At 61.7% G+C, this 21,851-nt stretch carries 5 protein-coding genes; all 5 read left to right on the top strand.

Going from position 1 to position 21,851, the window contains the following annotated elements:
- The first annotated feature begins 681 nt into the window (after nucleotides 1-681).
- The 5 genes from J3D54_RS25980 (at nucleotide 682) to J3D54_RS25955 (ending at nucleotide 21,792) form a co-directional block, all read left to right on the top strand.
- Complete coding sequence (locus J3D54_RS25980) at nucleotides 682-17,391, top strand: Ig-like domain-containing protein (RefSeq protein WP_253424549.1); 16,710 nt, start codon at nucleotides 682-684, stop codon at nucleotides 17,389-17,391.
- An 826-nt stretch (nucleotides 17,392-18,217) separates the two neighbouring features.
- Nucleotides 18,218-19,147 carry a FecR domain-containing protein gene (locus J3D54_RS25975; RefSeq protein ID WP_253426778.1) on the top strand — a complete coding sequence of 310 codons (930 nt, stop codon included), beginning with the start codon at nucleotides 18,218-18,220 and terminating at the stop codon, nucleotides 19,145-19,147.
- A gap of 18 nt (nucleotides 19,148-19,165) precedes the next feature.
- Nucleotides 19,166-19,387 carry a hypothetical protein gene (locus tag J3D54_RS25970; RefSeq protein WP_253424546.1) on the top strand — a complete coding sequence of 74 codons (222 nt, stop codon included), beginning with the start codon at nucleotides 19,166-19,168 and terminating at the stop codon, nucleotides 19,385-19,387.
- A 211-nt stretch (nucleotides 19,388-19,598) separates the two neighbouring features.
- The gene (locus tag J3D54_RS30465; protein ID WP_367399634.1) at nucleotides 19,599-21,188 is read left to right on the top strand and encodes an EAL domain-containing protein; all 1,590 of its coding nucleotides are present in this window, start codon (nucleotides 19,599-19,601) and stop codon (nucleotides 21,186-21,188) included.
- Between the two features lie 379 nt (nucleotides 21,189-21,567).
- Nucleotides 21,568-21,792 (top strand): hypothetical protein, encoded by a 225-nt coding sequence (locus J3D54_RS25955; protein WP_253424543.1) that lies wholly within the window; start codon nucleotides 21,568-21,570, stop codon nucleotides 21,790-21,792.
- Nucleotides 21,793-21,851: the final 59 nt, after the last annotated feature.

The raw sequence follows: 21,851 nt of genomic DNA, 5'->3' as shown, positions 1-21,851 counted from the left end.
ATTATAAAAGTCAATGTCCGAGGCCAAGGCGTTCCGCGAACAGAGGAAGGTTTCGTATCCGTGATAGAAGTCAGATGAGATTTTCGGAGGGGGTAGTGCCAGCTTGAGGTTGTTATTGGTTGGTGTGATGTGCTGTTAGTGGCTGAGCTCTCTGGATTTTTATAATTAATAAAATCGTATGCGTGTCGATGTCTCGATCATCTTCGATGCTGCTTAAACGGGGTTCGCATGTTTGATTGCATGCCGGTTTTATGAAAGCTATCACTCCAGAAGGGTGATTTTTAACTTGCGTGTCAATTGTTGACATTTTCACTGTTCGCTTCGTTGTGTGCGTCGCGAATGGTCATTGATTTTTTTTCGAGGCCTTTGTCTCTATCTTGGTTTCTGGTTTGTTGTGACGAGGGCGGGCGTCAAAAAAATCAGTGTTATCTAGAGGTTGGAAAAAACATTGGGCGTTACCTGATTATTAAAATAATGGTTTTTTGGGTCGGCGGGAGCACGACTTTTCTGCGTGTGGCGGGGCTATTTGTAAGTTTTACTTGGTTTTTCATCTTTTTTTACGTTTGCCGCTTGTGAACAATTTTGACGTGATGATCTTGGATTTGGTGGGTGGTGATATTGATATTTTCTGGAAGTTTTAAATTTGCTGCCTGTCTGCATTAGATATTCGAGGATCTACTCATGGAAAGCTTGATTTCAGTTGTTAATAAAACCACTCATAAGGAAATGACCGCCCCGAGTCTTGAGCTTACTTTGCAAGCTCCGTCGGTCGTCCGTTTATCGGTCAAGCGTTCCGATATAAAAAACATCGAGCGGCAGGGAGATCTGCTCACTGTCACTCTTGCATCAGGCGCGGTCATCAAGATTCACGGTTTTTTCCCAGATCAAGGGCCTCAGCAGAGCGACCTGGTTTTGCAGGATGCTGATCAACTCTGGTTGATGGAGCCCTCCGAGAACAGCTCGATGCTCGATCAGTTTGTGTCGATCGACTCCATTGAACCGTTACTGGTCCACGAATCCTTCGATCTTTCCACGCTGGCATGGGTACTCGGTGGTTTAGCACTGGCCGGGGCGGCTAGTGGTGGTGGTGGTGGTGGTGGTGGTGGTGGTGGTGGTGGTGGTGCGCCTCAAGACACCACTGCGCCATCGGCACCGACCGTCAATGTGGTGAACAACGCGGATGGCAGCGTCACCGTGACGGGCGCGACGGAGCCCGGCAACACCGTCTCCATCACCTTCCCGGACGGCAGCACTGCGAGCGTCGTGGCGGCGGCCGACGGTTCCTACACCCTCACTTCGCCCGTCAATCAACCGACCGGCGATGTCACCGTCCATGCCACCGATGCCGCGGGCAACGTGGGGGCGGATACCGTGGTGGCGTACAGCGACACCACCGCACCATCGGCACCGACGGCTAGCGTGGTCACCAACCCCGATGGCAGTGTCACTGTGACCGGTTCGACCGAGCCGGGCAATACGATCACCGTCACTTATCCCGACGGTTCTACCGGCAGCGTGGTGGCGGCGGCCGACGGTTCCTACACCCTCACTTCGCCCGTCAATCAACCGACCGGCGATGTCACCGTCCATGCCACCGATGCCGCGGGCAACGTGGGTCCGGACACCGTGGTGGCGTACAGCGACACCACGGCGCCGGCAGCACCGACGACCAGCGTGGTCACCAACCCCGATGGCAGCGTCACCGTGACCGGCTCGACCGAGCCAGGCAACACGATCACCGTCACTTATCCCGACGGTTCTACCGGCAGCGTCGTGGCGGCGGCCGACGGTTCCTACACCCTCACTTCGCCCGTCAATCAACCGACCGGCGATGTCACCGTCCATGCCACCGATGCCGCGGGCAACGTGGGTCCGGACACCGTGGTGGCGTACAGCGACACCACCGCGCCGGCAGCACCGACGACCAGCGTGGTCACCAACGCCGATGGCAGCGTCACCGTGACCGGTTCGACCGAGCCAGGCAACACGGTCACCGTCACTTATCCCGACGGTTCTACCGGCAGCGTCGTGGCGGCGGCCGACGGTTCCTACACCCTCACTTCGCCCGTCAATCAACCGACCGGCGATGTCACCGTCCATGCCACCGATGCCGCGGGCAATGTGGGTCCGGACACCGTGGTGGCGTACAGCGACACCACGGCGCCGGCAGCACCGACGACCAGCGTGGTCACCAACGCCGATGGCAGCGTCACCGTGACCGGTTCGACCGAGCCCGGCAACACGGTCACCGTCACTTATCCCGACGGTTCTACCGGCAGCGTGGTGGCGGCGGCCGACGGTTCCTACACCCTCACTTCGCCCGTCAATCAACCGACCGGCGATGTCACCGTCCATGCCACCGATGCCGCGGGCAACGTGGGTCCGGACACCGTGGTGGCGTACAGCGACACCACGGCGCCGGCAGCACCGACGACCAGCGTGGTCACCAACGCCGATGGCAGCGTCACCGTGACCGGCTCGACCGAGCCAGGCAACACGGTCACCGTCACTTATCCCGACGGTTCTACCGGCAGCGTGGTGGCGGCGGCCGACGGTTCCTACACCCTCACTTCGCCCGTGAATCAACCGACCGGCGATGTCACCGTCCATGCCACCGATGCCGCGGGCAACGTGGGTCCGGACACCGTGGTGGCGTACAGCGACACCACGGCGCCGGCAGCACCGACGACCAGCGTGGTCACCAACGCCGATGGCAGCGTCACCGTGACCGGCTCGACCGAGCCAGGCAACACGATCACCGTCACTTATCCCGACGGTTCTACCGGCAGCGTCGTGGCGGCGGCCGACGGTTCCTACACCCTCACTTCGCCCGTCAATCAACCGACCGGCGATGTCACCGTCCATGCCACCGATGCCGCGGGCAACGTGGGTCCGGACACCGTGGTGGCGTACAGCGACACCACCGCGCCGGCAGCACCGACGACCAGCGTGGTCACCAACGCCGATGGCAGCGTCACCGTGACCGGCTCGACCGAGCCAGGCAACACGATCACCGTCACTTATCCCGACGGTTCTACCGGCAGCGTCGTGGCGGCGGCCGACGGTTCCTACACCCTCACTTCGCCCGTCAATCAACCGACCGGCGATGTCACCGTCCATGCCACCGATGCCGCGGGCAACGTGGGTCCGGACACCGTGGTGGCGTACAGCGACACCACCGCGCCGGCAGCACCGACGACCAGCGTGGTCACCAACGCCGATGGCAGCGTCACCGTGACCGGTTCGACCGAGCCAGGCAACACGGTCACCGTCACTTATCCCGACGGTTCTACCGGCAGCGTGGTGGCGGCGGCCGACGGTTCCTACACCCTCACTTCGCCCGTCAATCAACCGACCGGCGATGTCACCGTCCATGCCACCGATGCCGCGGGCAATGTGGGTCCGGACACCGTGGTGGCGTACAGCGACACCACGGCGCCGGCAGCACCGACGACCAGCGTGGTCACCAACGCCGATGGCAGCGTCACCGTGACCGGTTCGACCGAGCCAGGCAACACGGTCACCGTCACTTATCCCGACGGTTCTACCGGCAGCGTGGTGGCGGCGGCCGACGGTTCCTACACCCTCACTTCGCCCGTGAATCAACCGACCGGCGATGTCACCGTCCATGCCACCGATGCCGCGGGCAACGTGGGTCCGGACACCGTGGTGGCGTACAGCGACACCACCGCGCCGGCAGCACCGACGACCAGCGTGGTCACCAACGCCGATGGCAGCGTCACCGTGACCGGCTCGACCGAGCCAGGCAACACGATCACCGTCACTTATCCCGACGGTTCTACCGGCAGCGTCGTGGCGGCGGCCGACGGTTCCTACACCCTCACTTCGCCCGTCAATCAACCGACCGGCGATGTCACCGTCCATGCCACCGATGCCGCGGGCAACGTGGGTCCGGACACCGTGGTGGCGTACAGCGACACCACGGCGCCGGCAGCACCGACGACCAGCGTGGTCACCAACGCCGATGGCAGCGTCACCGTGACCGGCTCGACCGAGCCAGGCAACACGATCACCGTCACTTATCCCGACGGTTCTACCGGCAGCGTCGTGGCGGCGGCCGACGGTTCCTACACCCTCACTTCGCCCGTCAATCAACCGACCGGCGATGTCACCGTCCATGCCACCGATGCCGCGGGCAACGTGGGTCCGGACACCGTGGTGGCGTACAGCGACACCACCGCGCCGGCAGCACCGACGACCAGCGTGGTCACCAACGCCGATGGCAGCGTCACCGTGACCGGCTCGACCGAGCCAGGCAACACGATCACCGTCACTTATCCCGACGGTTCTACCGGCAGCGTCGTGGCGGCGGCCGACGGTTCCTACACCCTCACTTCGCCCGTCAATCAACCGACCGGCGATGTCACCGTCCATGCCACCGATGCCGCGGGCAACGTGGGTCCGGACACCGTGGTGGCGTACAGCGACACCACCGCGCCGGCAGCACCGACGACCAGCGTGGTCACCAACGCCGATGGCAGCGTCACCGTGACCGGCTCGACCGAGCCAGGCAACACGGTCACCGTCACTTATCCCGACGGTTCTACCGGCAGCGTGGTGGCGGCGGCCGACGGTTCCTACACCCTCACTTCGCCCGTCAATCAACCGACCGGCGATGTCACCGTCCATGCCACCGATGCCGCGGGCAACGTGGGTCCGGACACCGTGGTGGCGTACAGCGACACCACCGCGCCGGCAGCACCGACGACCAGCGTGGTCACCAACGCCGATGGCAGCGTCACCGTGACCGGTTCGACCGAGCCAGGCAACACGGTCACCGTCACTTATCCCGACGGTTCTACCGGCAGCGTGGTGGCGGCGGCCGACGGTTCCTACACCCTCACTTCGCCCGTCAATCAACCGACCGGCGATGTCACCGTCCATGCCACCGATGCCGCGGGCAATGTGGGTCCGGACACCGTGGTGGCGTACAGCGACACCACGGCGCCGGCAGCACCGACGACCAGCGTGGTCACCAACGCCGATGGCAGCGTCACCGTGACCGGTTCGACCGAGCCAGGCAACACGGTCACCGTCACTTATCCCGACGGTTCTACCGGCAGCGTGGTGGCGGCGGCCGACGGTTCCTACACCCTCACTTCGCCCGTGAATCAACCGACCGGCGATGTCACCGTCCATGCCACCGATGCCGCGGGCAACGTGGGTCCGGACACCGTGGTGGCGTACAGCGACACCACCGCGCCGGCAGCACCGACGACCAGCGTGGTCACCAACGCCGATGGCAGCGTCACCGTGACCGGCTCGACCGAGCCAGGCAACACGATCACCGTCACTTATCCCGACGGTTCTACCGGCAGCGTCGTGGCGGCGGCCGACGGTTCCTACACCCTCACTTCGCCCGTCAATCAACCGACCGGCGATGTCACCGTCCATGCCACCGATGCCGCGGGCAACGTGGGTCCGGACACCGTGGTGGCGTACAGCGACACCACCGCGCCGGCAGCACCGACGACCAGCGTGGTCACCAACCCCGATGGCAGCGTCACCGTGACCGGCTCGACCGAGCCAGGCAACACGGTCACCGTCACCTACCCGGACGGCAGCACTGCGAGCGTCGTAGCGGCGGCCGACGGTTCCTACACCCTCACTTCGCCCGTCAATCAACCGACCGGCGATGTCACCGTCCATGCCACCGATGCCGCGGGCAACGTGGGTCCGGACACCGTGGTGGCGTACAGCGACACCACCGCGCCGGCAGCACCGACGACCAGCGTGGTCACCAACGCCGATGGCAGCGTCACCGTGACCGGCTCGACCGAGCCAGGCAACACGGTCACCGTCACTTATCCCGACGGTTCTACCGGCAGCGTGGTGGCGGCGGCCGACGGTTCCTACACCCTCACTTCGCCCGTCAATCAACCGACCGGCGATGTCACCGTCCATGCCACCGATGCCGCGGGCAATGTGGGTCCGGACACCGTGGTGGCGTACAGCGACACCACGGCGCCGGCAGCACCGACGACCAGCGTGGTCACCAACGCCGATGGCAGCGTCACCGTGACCGGCTCGACCGAGCCAGGCAACACGATCACCGTCACTTATCCCGACGGTTCTACCGGCAGCGTCGTGGCGGCGGCCGACGGTTCCTACACCCTCACTTCGCCCGTCAATCAACCGACCGGCGATGTCACCGTCCATGCCACCGATGCCGCGGGCAACGTGGGTCCGGACACCGTGGTGGCGTACAGCGACACCACCGCGCCGGCAGCACCGACGACCAGCGTGGTCACCAACCCCGATGGCAGCGTCACCGTGACCGGCTCGACCGAGCCAGGCAACACGGTCACCGTCACCTACCCGGACGGCAGCACTGCGAGCGTCGTAGCGGCGGCCGACGGTTCCTACACCCTCACTTCGCCCGTCAATCAACCGACCGGCGATGTCACCGTCCATGCCACCGATGCCGCGGGCAACGTGGGTCCGGACACCGTGGTGGCGTACAGCGACACCACCGCGCCGGCAGCACCGACGACCAGCGTGGTCACCAACGCCGATGGCAGCGTCACCGTGACCGGCTCGACCGAGCCAGGCAACACGGTCACCGTCACTTATCCCGACGGTTCTACCGGCAGCGTGGTGGCGGCGGCCGACGGTTCCTACACCCTCACTTCGCCCGTCAATCAACCGACCGGCGATGTCACCGTCCATGCCACCGATGCCGCGGGCAACGTGGGTCCGGACACCGTGGTGGCGTACAGCGACACCACCGCGCCGGCAGCACCGACGACCAGCGTGGTCACCAACGCCGATGGCAGCGTCACCGTGACCGGTTCGACCGAGCCAGGCAACACGGTCACCGTCACTTATCCCGACGGTTCTACCGGCAGCGTGGTGGCGGCGGCCGACGGTTCCTACACCCTCACTTCGCCCGTCAATCAACCGACCGGCGATGTCACCGTCCATGCCACCGATGCCGCGGGCAATGTGGGTCCGGACACCGTGGTGGCGTACAGCGACACCACGGCGCCGGCAGCACCGACGACCAGCGTGGTCACCAACGCCGATGGCAGCGTCACCGTGACCGGCTCGACCGAGCCAGGCAACACGATCACCGTCACTTATCCCGACGGTTCTACCGGCAGCGTCGTGGCGGCGGCCGACGGTTCCTACACCCTCACTTCGCCCGTCAATCAACCGACCGGCGATGTCACCGTCCATGCCACCGATGCCGCGGGCAACGTGGGTCCGGACACCGTGGTGGCGTACAGCGACACCACCGCGCCGGCAGCACCGACGACCAGCGTGGTCACCAACCCCGATGGCAGCGTCACCGTGACCGGCTCGACCGAGCCAGGCAACACGGTCACCGTCACCTACCCGGACGGCAGCACTGCGAGCGTCGTAGCGGCGGCCGACGGTTCCTACACCCTCACTTCGCCCGTCAATCAACCGACCGGCGATGTCACCGTCCATGCCACCGATGCCGCGGGCAACGTGGGTCCGGACACCGTGGTGGCGTACAGCGACACCACCGCGCCGGCAGCACCGACGACCAGCGTGGTCACCAACGCCGATGGCAGCGTCACCGTGACCGGCTCGACCGAGCCAGGCAACACGGTCACCGTCACTTATCCCGACGGTTCTACCGGCAGCGTGGTGGCGGCGGCCGACGGTTCCTACACCCTCACTTCGCCCGTCAATCAACCGACCGGCGATGTCACCGTCCATGCCACCGATGCCGCGGGCAATGTGGGTCCGGACACCGTGGTGGCGTACAGCGACACCACGGCGCCGGCAGCACCGACGACCAGCGTGGTCACCAACGCCGATGGCAGCGTCACCGTGACCGGCTCGACCGAGCCAGGCAACACGATCACCGTCACTTATCCCGACGGTTCTACCGGCAGCGTCGTGGCGGCGGCCGACGGTTCCTACACCCTCACTTCGCCCGTCAATCAACCGACCGGCGATGTCACCGTCCATGCCACCGATGCCGCGGGCAACGTGGGTCCGGACACCGTGGTGGCGTACAGCGACACCACCGCGCCGGCAGCACCGACGACCAGCGTGGTCACCAACCCCGATGGCAGCGTCACCGTGACCGGCTCGACCGAGCCAGGCAACACGGTCACCGTCACCTACCCGGACGGCAGCACTGCGAGCGTCGTAGCGGCGGCCGACGGTTCCTACACCCTCACTTCGCCCGTCAATCAACCGACCGGCGATGTCACCGTCCATGCCACCGATGCCGCGGGCAACGTGGGTCCGGACACCGTGGTGGCGTACAGCGACACCACGGCGCCGGCAGCACCGACGACCAGCGTGGTCACCAACGCCGATGGCAGCGTCACCGTGACCGGCTCGACCGAGCCAGGCAACACGATCACCGTCACTTATCCCGACGGTTCTACCGGCAGCGTCGTGGCGGCGGCCGACGGTTCCTACACCCTCACTTCGCCCGTCAATCAACCGACCGGCGATGTCACCGTCCATGCCACCGATGCCGCGGGCAATGTGGGTCCGGACACCGTGGTGGCGTACAGCGACACCACGGCGCCGGCAGCACCGACGACCAGCGTGGTCACCAACGCCGATGGCAGCGTCACCGTGACCGGCTCGACCGAGCCAGGCAACACGATCACGGTCACCTACCCGGACGGCAGCACTGCGAGCGTCGTAGCGGCGGCCGACGGTTCCTACACCCTCACTTCGCCCGTCAATCAACCGACCGGCGATGTCACCGTCCATGCCACCGATGCCGCGGGCAATGTGGGTCCGGACACCGTGGTGGCGTACAGCGACACCACGGCGCCGGCAGCACCGACGACCAGCGTGGTCACCAACGCCGATGGCAGCGTCACCGTGACCGGCTCGACCGAGCCAGGCAACACGATCACCGTCACTTATCCCGACGGTTCTACCGGCAGCGTCGTGGCGGCGGCCGACGGTTCCTACACCCTCACTTCGCCCGTCAATCAACCGACCGGCGATGTCACCGTCCATGCCACCGATGCCGCGGGCAATGTGGGTCCGGACACCGTGGTGGCGTACAGCGACACCACGGCGCCGGCAGCACCGACGACCAGCGTGGTCACCAACGCCGATGGCAGCGTCACCGTGACCGGCTCGACCGAGCCAGGCAACACGATCACGGTCACCTACCCGGACGGCAGCACTGCGAGCGTCGTAGCGGCGGCCGATGGTTCCTACACCCTCACTTCGCCCGTCAATCAACCGACCGGCGATGTCACCGTCCATGCCACCGATGCCGCGGGCAACGTGGGGGCGGACACCGTGGTGGCGTACAGCGACACCACCGCACCGACGATGACCACCAGCATCACCAGCTACACCGACAACCAGGGCTCCATCCAGGGTGACTTCGCCAGTGGCAGCAGCACCGACGACAGCACGCCGGTGCTCAACGGTACCCTCAGCGCGGCACTCGGTGCCGGTGATGTGGTGCGGATCTACGAGGGCAGCACCTTGCTCGGCACTGCCACCGTGACCGGCACCACCTGGACTTTTGCCACCCCGACCCTGGTCGATGGCAGCAGCCACACCTACACCGCCGTGGTGGCCGATGCTGCGGGTAACGAAGGGACCGTATCGTCCGGCTTTACGCTGACGATCGACACCACCGCGCCGAGCGTGACCACCAGCATCGTCAGCTACACCGATGATGTGGGCACTGACGTGGGTGACTTCGCCAGTGGCAGCAGCACCGACGACAGCACACCGGTACTCAACGGCAGCCTCAGCGCGGCACTCGGTGCCGGTGATGTGGTGCGGATCTACGAGGGCAGCACCTTGCTCGGTACCGCCACGGTGAGCGGCACCACCTGGACTTTTGCCACCCCGACCCTGGTCGATGGCAGCAGCCACACCTACACCGCCGTGGTGGCCGATGCCGCCGGTAACGAAGGGACCGCATCGTCCGGCTTTACGCTGACGATCGATACCACCGCGCCGAGCGTGACCACCAGCATCGTCAGCTACACCGATGATGTGGGCACTGACGTGGGTGACTTCGCCAGTGGCAGCAGCACCGACGACAGCACACCGGTGCTCAACGGCAGCCTCAGCGCGGCACTCGGTGCCGGTGATGTGGTGCGGATCTACGAGGGCAGCACCTTGCTCGGCACTGCCACCGTGACCGGCACCACCTGGACTTTTGCCACCCCGACCCTGGTCGATGGCAGCAGCCACACCTACACCGCCGTGGTGGCCGATGCCGCCGGTAACGAAGGGACCGCATCGTCCGGCTTTACGCTGACGATCGACACCACCGCGCCGAGCGTGACCACCAGCATCGTCAGCTACACCGATGATGTGGGCACTGACGTGGGTGACTTCGCCAGTGGCAGCAGCACCGACGACAGCACACCGGTACTCAACGGCAGCCTCAGCGCGGCACTCGGTGCCGGTGATGTGGTGCGGATCTACGAGGGCAGCACCTTGCTCGGTACCGCCACGGTGAGCGGCACCACCTGGACTTTTGCCACCCCGACCCTGGTCGATGGCAGCAGCCACACCTACACCGCCGTGGTGGCCGATGCCGCCGGTAACGAAGGGACCGCATCGTCCGGCTTTACGCTGACGATCGATACCACCGCGCCGAGCGTGACCACCAGCATCGTCAGCTACACCGATGATGTGGGCACTGACGTGGGTGACTTCGCCAGTGGCAGCAGCACCGACGACAGCACACCGGTGCTCAACGGCAGCCTCAGCGCGGCACTCGGTGCCGGTGATGTGGTGCGGATCTACGAGGGCAGCACCTTGCTCGGTACCGCCACGGTGAGCGGCACCACCTGGACTTTTGCCACCCCGACCCTGGTCGATGGCAGCAGCCACACCTACACCGCCGTGGTGGCCGATGCCGCCGGTAACGAAGGGACCGCATCGTCCGGCTTTACGCTGACGATCGACACCACCGCGCCGAGCGTGACCACCAGCATCGTCAGCTACACCGATGATGTGGGCACTGACGTGGGTGACTTCGCCAGTGGCAGCAGCACCGACGACAGCACACCGGTGCTCAACGGCAGCCTCAGCGCGGCACTCGGTGCCGGTGATGTGGTGCGGATCTACGAGGGCAGCACCTTGCTCGGCACTGCCACCGTGACCGGCACCACCTGGACTTTTGCCACCCCGACCCTGGTCGATGGCAGCAGCCACACCTACACCGCCGTGGTGGCCGATGCCGCCGGTAACGAAGGGACCGCATCGTCCGGCTTTACGCTGACGATCGACACCACCGCGCCGAGCGTGACCACCAGCATCGTCAGCTACACCGATGATGTGGGCACTGACGTGGGTGACTTCGCCAGTGGCAGCAGCACCGACGACAGCACACCGGTACTCAACGGCAGCCTCAGCGCGGCACTCGGTGCCGGTGATGTGGTGCGGATCTACGAGGGCAGCACCTTGCTCGGTACCGCCACGGTGAGCGGCACCACCTGGACCTTTGCCACCCCGACGCTGGTCGATGGCAGCAGCCACACCTACACCGCCGTGGTGGCCGATGCCGCCGGTAACGAAGGGACCGTATCGTCCGGCTTTACGCTGACGATCGATACCACCGCGCCGAGCGTGACCACCAGCATCGTCAGCTACACCGATGATGTGGGCACCGACGTGGGTGACTTCGCCAGTGGCAGCAGCACCGACGACAGCACGCCGGTGCTCAACGGTACCCTCAGCGCGGCACTCGGTGCCGGTGATGTGGTACGGATCTACGAGGGCAGCACCTTGCTCGGCACTGCCACCGTGACCGGCACCACCTGGACCTTTGCCACCCCGACCCTGGTCGATGGCAGCAGCCACACCTACACCGCCGTGGTGGCCGATGCCGCCGGTAACGAAGGGACCGTATCGTCCGGCTTTACGCTGACGATCGATACCACCGCGCCGAGCGTGACCACCAGCATCGTCAGCTACACCGATGATGTGGGCACCGACGTGGGTGACTTCGCCAGTGGCAGCAGCACCGACGACAGCACACCGGTACTCAACGGCAGCCTCAGCGCTGCGCTGAGCGCAGGGGAGGTGGTACGCATCTACGACGAGAGCAACACCTTGCTCGGCACCGCCACGGTGAGTGGCACCACCTGGACCTTCGCCACCCCGACGCTGGTCGATGGCAGCAGCCACACCTACACCGCCGTGGTGGCCGATGCCGCCGGTAACGAAGGGACCGCATCGTCCGGCTTTACGCTGACGATCGACACCACCGCGCCGAGCGTGACCACCAGCATCGTCAGCTACACCGATGATGTGGGCACTGACGTGGGTGACTTCGCCAGTGGCAGCAGCACCGACGACAGCACGCCGGTGCTCAACGGCAGCCTCAGCGCGGCACTCGGTGCCGGTGATGTGGTGCGGATCTACGAGGGCAGCACCTTGCTCGGTACCGCCACGGTGAGCGGCACCACCTGGACTTTTGCCACCCCGACCCTGGTCGATGGCAGCAGCCACACCTACACCGCCGTGGTGGCCGATGCCGCCGGTAACGAAGGGACCGTATCGTCCGGCTTTACGCTGACGATCGATACCACCGCGCCGAGCGTGACCACCAGCATCGTCAGCTACACCGATGATGTGGGCACCGACGTGGGTGACTTCGCCAGTGGCAGCAGCACCGACGACAGCACGCCGGTGCTCAACGGTACCCTCAGCGCGGCACTCGGTGCCGGTGATGTGGTGCGGATCTACGAGGGCAGCACCTTGCTCGGTACCGCCACCGTGACCGGCACCACCTGGACTTTTGCCACCCCGACCCTGGTCGATGGCAGCAGCCACACCTACACCGCCGTGGTGGCCGATGCCGCCGGTAACGAAGGGACCGCATCGTCCGGCTTTACGCTGACGATCGATACCACCGCGCCGAGCGTGACCACCAGCATCGTCAGCTACACCGATGATGTGGGCACTGACGTGGGTGACTTCCTCAGTGGTACTACTACCGACGACACCACGCCGGTGCTCAACGGTAGCCTCAGCGCCGCGCTGAGCGCAGGGGAGGTGGTACGCATCTACGACGAGAGCAATACCTTGCTCGGTACCGCCACGGTGAGTGGCACCACCTGGACCTTCGCCACAGCGACCCTGGTCGATGGGAGCAGCCACACCTACACCGCCGTGGTGGCCGATGCCGCTGGCAACCAGGGCACGTTCTCGTCGGGTTTCACCTTGACGGTGGATACCACGGCGCCCACGCAAACCACCAGCATTACCACCTACAGTGACAATCAGGGTACCAACCAAGGGAACTACGCCAGCGGCAGCAGCACCGACGACACCACACCGGTACTCAACGGCACCCTCAGCGCCGCACTCGGTTCCGGTGATGTGGTACGCATCTACGACGAGAGCAATACCTTGCTCGGTACCGCCACGGTGAGTGGCACCACCTGGACCTTCGCCACAGCGACCCTGGTCGATGGCAGCAGCCATACCTACACCGCCGTGGTGGCCGATGCCGCCGGCAACCAGGGCACGTTCTCGTCGGGTTTCACCTTGACGGTGGATACCACGGCGCCCACGCAAACCACCAGCATTACCACCTACAGTGACAATCAGGGTACCAACCAAGGGAACTACGCCAGCGGCAGCAGCACCGACGACACCACGCCGGTACTCAACGGCACCCTCAGCGCCGCACTCGGTTCCGGTGATGTGGTACGCATCTACGACGAGAGCAATACCTTGCTCGGTACCGCCACGGTGAGTGGCACCACCTGGACCTTCGCCACAGCGACCCTGGTCGATGGCAGCAGCCATACCTACACCGCCGTGGTGGCCGATGCCGCTGGCAACCAGGGCACGTTCTCGTCGGGTTTCACCTTGACGGTGGATACCACGGCGCCCACGCAAACCACCAGCATTACCACCTACAGTGACAATCAGGGTACCAACCAAGGGAACTACGCCAGCGGCAGCAGCACCGACGACACCACACCGGTACTCAACGGCACCCTCAGCGCCGCACTCGGTTCCGGTGATGTGGTACGCATCTACGACGAGAGCAATACCTTGCTCGGTACCGCCACGGTGAGTGGCACCACCTGGACCTTCGCCACAGCGACCCTGGTCGATGGCATCAGCCATACCTACACCGCCGTGGTGGCCGATGCCGCTGGCAACCAGGGCACGTTCTCGTCGGGTTTCACCTTGACGGTGGATACCACGGCGCCCACGCAAACCACCAGCATTACCACCTACAGTGACAATATCGGCGCCTCCCAGGGCAACTTTGTCAGCGGCACTATCACCGACGACAGCACGCCGGTACTCAATGGCACCCTCAGCGCCGCGCTTGGTTCCGGTGATGTGGTACGGATCTACGACGACAACACCAGCACCTTGCTGGGCACCGCGACGGTGAGTGGCACTACCTGGACGTTTGCGACGTCTACCTTGTACATCGGAACTAGTCACGCCTATACCGCCGTAGTAGCCGATGCGGCTGGCAACGAAGGCACTGCTTCGGCTAACTTCACACTGTCCGTGGATGCTACGGCGACACTGACGGTCGTCACGACCGATACCGCCAGTGCACTCAGTGGCAGCCACTCGACCATCGATGACGCAGTGAATACCGACCTGATTACCCGTGACAACATCCCGGTGTTGAGCGGCACCGTCAGTCGTGCCTTGCTGGCTGATGAAGTGGTGCAGATCAGCCTCGATGGTGGCAGCACCTGGATTGACGTGGAAAGTACCGACGGGGCAACGACCTGGAGCTACAACCTGACATACACCACCACCACGGCAGTGTCCGGTATGGTTCGCCTCCTTAATACGGTCAGCTCCACCCATGGCTCTACCACCACCACCAACTACACCATCGACCTGACGGCGCCGTCGCTGAGCCTGACAGCTCCGGATTTCTCGAACGCAGCTACCGTCGATTCCGATGGCGACGGAGTCATCCTCGCTAGTGCCGCGCCGACCTTCAGCAGCACCGTCGATGGGACCGCCGAGGCAGGTGTCACCATCGCTTTGATCAACGACGTCAACAATGATGGTGTCTACACGGAAGGCGTCGACACCATTTTGGTGTCAGCCACTGTTTCGGCGCCGGGTGCCTGGTCGCTGTCTCCGACGCTGGCGGTGGGTGAGTACCATTTGGGCTACGTACTGTGGGATGCGGCGGGCAACCGCTCGAATCTGACCGCGACCACCCAGGTGGACGTGGTCAGCACCCTGAACTATTTGGCTGCGACCAACAGCGCATTTGGTACCAACGCGACCAGCGGCTACGGCGGCAGCATGATGCTCAACTCGGCCGGTCTGTGGACCTTTGTTGGTGATCAGGCTGTTTACAGCAGCACAGCCATCGGCACTTACACCACCACTGCATTGACTCAACCAGCCACGGGCTCGGGCACTATCACCGGCTATGCGTTCCTGGACTACAACCTTGATGGTTACATTGACATATGGGCCACCGACACCAACTTTGGCGGTAGTACCTCCCCGCTGTGGACCGGTAGCGTGTCAGGGTATACCTCGGCAGCGACGGGCGTCGGCACCACGATTTACTACGGCAACCCTGCGGTGATCGATATGGACGGTGATGGCTATCTGGATGTGGTCCTGGGGGATTCCGGTGACGACTCGGCGACCTTCCTCAAGAACAACAGCGGTATATCCTGGACGCCTTACGGTAATGGCAGTGGCACCACGGCTGCCAGTATTAACGGCCTGCAAACCGACCGAGAGGTTTCAGGCGTTGACATCAACAACGACGGCAAGGTTGACCTTGTGTTGCACACCAACGCCACCACCACCCTTAGTGACAATGATTACACGTTGACGGTACTGACCAATAGTGGCGCCAGCAGCACTACGGGGGCTAACTGGACCGAGGCGCAAGCGATCGATAATGTCTTCAACTCTCTCTCTGACACCGCTACGGATCCTGAGTCGCTGACCTGGGCGGACTTCAACGGTGATGGCTCGCTCGATCTGTACGTCAACCAGAGCGGCGTCGCCACCACGGCCAATAGCAAAATCTACCTGAACAATGCGGGCACGTTGGCATCGACGGCGATTGCCATCGCCGGTGACACGCTAGCGGGTGAAGCATCGGTGGCCGTGGACTGGAATGGTGACGGCAAGATGGACGTTATCGAAGCTGACTACTCCACGGGGCAGGTCAACCTCTACACCAACAGCGGCTCCGTCACAGCAGGCAGTTGGAGCACCAGTACGATGATCACGGCCGCCATCGGTGTGGACAATGTCCTGGCTTCGCTGACCGCCGCCGATTACGACTGGGATGGCGACGTCGATCTGCTGATCGGACAAAATGCCGCTTCGGCGACCCGGCTCATTACCAACACCAACCAGGTCCAGGATGGTACGTCGTTGCACCTACGGATCCTGAATGCCGAAGGCTTCAACGTTTATTACGGCAATACGGTGCAGGTGCACGACGCGTCGGGTGTGTTGGTAGCGACGCAGATCATCAATGCACAGTCTGTCTGGAGCAACGACAGCTCCAGCCTGGTCAACATTTACGGGCTGGATTCATCACAAATCTATACCGTTTCGCTACTCGCCAGCTCTGGCACTTCGTCCGTGACCTACTCGTGGAACGTCACCCCGGACGATGCGACCTCTGCTTACGTCCTGACGACCAGCGGTGTCACGGCAGCCGCTGCGACTACCTTGACCGGCACCGGTTACGACGACACTTATATGGTCGCCAATGTCATTGGCGGTACCACCAGCTACAGCGGTGGCGGGGGCTGGAGCGAACCGGTGCTGTCTGGTGACACCAAGACCTGGAGCGCAACCGGCGGCATGGACATCGTAGACTTCAACAGTGCCACCAGCGGGCTGACGGTGAACCTGAACACCGGCAGTATTTCGGGTTGGGGCACCCTGACCTCGGTGAGCAATGTCGAAGGCGTTCGCGGTAGCTCGCTGGCCGACGTCATTACCGGCAGCACCGCAGACAACATCATCGAGGGCCGTGGTGGCAACGACACCTTTGTGCTGACCAACGGCGGTAATGATCGGTTGATCTACAACGTCATCACTGCTTCAGATACCGCCGCAGGTGGTAATGGCAGCGACACGGTGACGGGTTTCACTGTTGGCGATCTTGCCAGCAGCACTAGCACTGATGCGGACATCATCGACCTGAGAGGGTTGCTGCATGGCTATACCGGCACAGCCCATGTGTACAAGGACGCGACCACTGGCAGCTATGTGCTCGATGGCGCCTCGGCGTCGCTGAGTAACTATTTGCAGGTCACGACGAGTGCTAGCGACACCGTTATCTCGGTCGACACCAGCGGTGCAGCCAGCTTCACCACAGCGTTGGTGACATTGCAGAACGTGAACACCGATCTGGCCACTTTGTTGGCTAATAGCCAATTGACGGTGGTCTGAACCTGAAGCAGGTTCGCCACTGAACGTGAAGTAAAAAAGGGGGTGAGAAATCACCCTCTTTTTTTATGAGTTTAGGCTGACTGATTGAATCTGAACAATTGTGGCGAATTGCTGCGAATTTCCCAAGGATGGCTAGGCTGATATCACTTCGCCGGTAGGCGTTTAGTCATCGGTAGAATGCTCAAAAGGGACAGTGGGAAAGATGCGTCGAAAAATTCTTTCTAATGGGTTCGCAAAGCTGGCAGCGTTGATGTTGTGGGATGCACAACGGTCCAGTCGATTCCAGCTGCCGAGCAAGGGGTGTACCGCGTTACTTCGGTCCAATAGAGACAAACATGTTTATAGGTGACTCGCCAGGCTTTGCTCCGGTGCATTTCCCAGAGTTAGAAGCGGCACAGCGTGACATTCATTCAGCACAACAACGTTGGGTGTTTTAGCCCTCGGCCAATTCTGAACAAATATTGAGAATTGCCTCACAAGGCTCCCATGTCGGTAAATTCGTTGTCGCTGAGCGGTACAGGGACATTGGGATGTGTCCCGACGCAGGGAGCGTCAACGCCAATTTGGCAGGACTGCCGATCGCCGGTTTTCGACAGTCCTGCAGTTCGGGGAAAACACACGGAGTGCCTGCTCGGTTCTGACACAAGGATGTGTCATCTCATCTGCTCTGATGGCTATCTGCCAGGGCGTCCGATCAGGTATCGTGCGCCAAGCGCGTGCGTTCCCGGCATGATTTCTATAAGAGCATAAAAAGCCATCTATGAACCCCATGACCTTATTGCTTCCACGCCGTTCTGGCGTCTGTCTTTTACTGATTGCCGGCCTGATGGGATTGCTCACCGAGAGTGCATCGGCGGCTGTCGCCTCGGCAAAACGTCTACCCTATATCGATGAAAACCAACAATGCCGTGGCCAACCGCTGCCGGCGACTGTCGAGCATCTGACTGGCGAAGCCTGGAAGCTGGATGCCAAAGGCAAGCAGACACCATTGCAGGAAGGTATGTCGATTGACGAGCAAGAAGGCGTCAAGACCTCACCTTCGGCGTTTGTCAGTCTGTCCCTGGGTGATGGCTCGCGGGTGGTACTGCCCTCCAGGTCCCAGATCACTCTGCATCTCAATGAAGAACATTCGATCCCTCAGGTCATCCTCGAGCAGGGGCAGGTCGAGTCGTATGTAATCAAACGTGCCAGCGACCATGATCGTTTCCAGATCGTCACGCCGGTCGGTGTACTGGGCGTACGGGGTACGCACTTCCGGGCGCGCAACGATGATGGTGGCCAGGCTCTACTGGAAGTGCTGAACGGGAAAGTGGCGGTCAATCGTGATGAGGAACCGTCTGCCTCTCGCACTGCCCGGTCCGCCGCCAAACGCCCTAAGGAAGCTGAAGCTGACGAGGTACAGGTCATGGCCCGTCAGGGTTTGCGTATTCAGAGACAAGGCACGTTGACGCCAATCGACTTGTTACCCGCCCCGCGCTTGTTGGGGCAGGCCGGCCAGACGGGTAACGTGCCCGTCTGGCAATTGATCATGGAGCCCGTCGAAGGGGCCGCGCGTTATCGGGCGCAAGTGGCCACCGATGCAGCTTTTTTAGACATCAAGCAAGAGCAGTTTTCCAGCACGCCAGAGGTCAAATTCAGCGGGCTGAAAGCGTTTTTCTACCATGTTCGCCTGTCGGCGTATGACACTCATGGGTTAGAGGGAGAGTCCGGGCGGTATGACATTTTGTATTACCCCAGGACCTCGCGTGTCCAATAGCACCCCGGCCGACGACCGATGAAGGGCCAGCCAAGGAAGGACGGTCGCGAGCCGACCCAGGCCTATCAGTTTCAGCCGAGCATGTTCGCAATGTTATTGCTCGATACCTTCGACCAGGCCTCGAACATCGCTCATCTGAAGAACATTCAATTGCTGCATGACCTCGACGAAGACGCTGAACCCTGCCTAGGGCTGGCTGTTGTGCGAGATCGCCGATCAGGGCCGAGGCTCCCGTCCTGAATAAGGTTTACACCTTCTGATTTGTTTTCAGGAGGTGGTAATGGCTCCAGCTTTTTGGTGTTGGAAGAGAGGTCGGGGCTGTTCAATATTGTTCAAACTCAGGGGCGTCCCTTGTCTGATATAAGAAAGCCTCTGGCGCACAATAAAGACAAGATCATTGTAATTAGAGACTTGTCAGTGGCCATCATAGCGATCCAAATGAGTGCTGTGGATGTCCTACTCAAACAAACTCTCTGTGCATTACCTTGAACTCGCCAAGCGCTCTGTTTGCGAAGAGAATTTCTCGGGCGAGGACGTTCGCTTTTCGAGCGAATATAAGGCGTTGGAAAGCGAACTGGGCAAAGCGAAATCCATACACGAAGGCGATCAGGTCGACTGGCAGAAAATCCTCGAAAACAGTGAAACCCTACTACGTACCCAGTCCAAGGATTTACGTGTGTGCGCATGGCTGACTTGGGCGCTGTATCAGCGCGAGTCTTTTCAGGGATTGCTGGCCGGTCTCGGTCTGCTGCATTACCTGTGCGAAAACCACTGGGCAGAGATTCATCCGGACAAGGCCCGGACACGTTCCGCGGCTATCAACTGGTTGGTGCTGCGTCTTGAGCAGGTGCTGAACGAAAACGTCACGATCAAAAAGCAGCTGCCATTGTTCCGCCGTCTGGTGGCGCATCTTGAAGGCCTCGACGCCGCGTGCACCGAGCACTTGGGTGACGACGCACCGTTGTTGCTGCCGATCTCCCGCCGCTTGAAAAATAGGGTGCAGCGTACCGCCTACAGTCAGACTGCGCCCGGCGCAGTCGGGGCTGTGGTGGCACAGGTCAAGCAGGTCGCTACTCAGCGGTTCACCCCCGGCGCACTGATTGATAACGAGAAAGTGGTATTTGAATACCCGAAGCATGGTTCTGTGAGTCAAGAGTTGTTTGGCTATGCAGAGGTTGCGCTGGATGTGACGCGTAGACAGACCCTTCGTCCCGTGCTCTACGACCCAGAACAGGAACGTCTGCGTCAGCAGGCGAGGGCTCTTTTGGAGGATTTCGATGCAGCTATCGCTGAGGGGCAGTTAAGGATTTTTTTACAGCCCCTAGTCACGCTCGCCAACGGTAAAATCGTCGCTGCCGAAGCGTTGGTGCGCTGGTTGCACCCACACTTCGGATTGTTGGCTCCGGACGCTTTTCTACCGGTCATTGAAATGGGTGGAAAAATCGGCGTACTCAGTCTCTGGCTATTGCGCGAGTGCATGTTGTTGAGTCGGGCTCAAGCACCGACTCGGAGAATCCGAATCAGCGTCAATCTGAGTATGCAGGATCTGGAGTCACCGAACTTCCCCCAATTGGTAGAGGCTTTGCTCAAGCAGACCGGGGCGCAAGCCACTGAGTTTTGCATGGAAATTACAGAGACTAGCGCCATGCACAATCCAGAGCAGTGTCTGACATCGATGTTACGGTTGCGCCAGATTGGTTTTGCACTGGCAATCGATGACTTTGGCACAGGCTATTCATCGCTTTCCTATCTATCGAAGTTGCCGGTCGACGCACTGAAGATTGATCGCTCTTTCATCACTCAACTGCATGACCCCAAGCAACAGGAAATCGTTAAAACCATAGTCCAGCTTGGTCTGATTCTAAAATTGCGGCTCGTTGCCGAAGGGGTAGAAGATCCGGCGGTATGTGAGTTGTTGGAGAGCTTTGGTTGTCACGAGGTGCAGGGCTACCTCATTGCCAAACCAATGCCGGTCGTCGATTTTTTCGTATGGTTGAATGCCTGTAGCGGGTATTGGCCACTTTTGCAAAAAAAACTCTAGATCCGTGCTTGAAAAGATCGCGTATGTCAACGATCTCCACTTCGTAACCCATACGTAGAGCGGTGGTCCTGCATTACCTACGGTTTCATCGAAGAACTTGCGCCTAGCATGAACCATGCAGCCAATCTCGATGACACCAAGTTTAAAGCTGGTCATGTAGGCGCAAAAAACGTCAATGGCTATAGGTAGAGTCCACTAGCGTGACTTCACTATTTTTTTGCTCTTGATACACCCTGCAAACAAGTCCAGAATCAAGTTAATTCCTGTTTCAGGAATAAGAAACCCCTTAAATTTCAATGAGTCGGACACCAGATACGAGTCTCGTTTCCCTCCCCGCAGCAGAGAGTGGAACTATATCTTGGGTTTTCAGGAGTGCACTATGGACCTCAGCAAACTTACACAGGGTTTGAAGCGTGACCTCTTGGGCATCGCCTCGGACCTTAAGTGGTCTGCAGTAGAGTTGATGCGAATTGCCGAGCGATTGAGCTTGGCCGGCAATGAACCCGATGCTCAGGCCATTTATCGCATGATAACAATCTTTCAAAGTGATGAAGCCCGAATTCAATCTCATGCAGCCGAGATCGCGCAGGCCATACATAGATAAGGTCCAAAGGCGGCCATTGGTTCCAGGCAAACTTTGATCAACAACCAGAAGCAGGGATT

The sequence above is a fragment of the Pseudomonas sp. GGS8 genome (assembly GCF_024168645.1).
GTDB lineage: Bacteria > Pseudomonadota > Gammaproteobacteria > Pseudomonadales > Pseudomonadaceae > Aquipseudomonas.
Note: the sequence above shows the minus strand (reverse complement) of the source record. Positions and strands in the feature narration are given on the sequence as shown.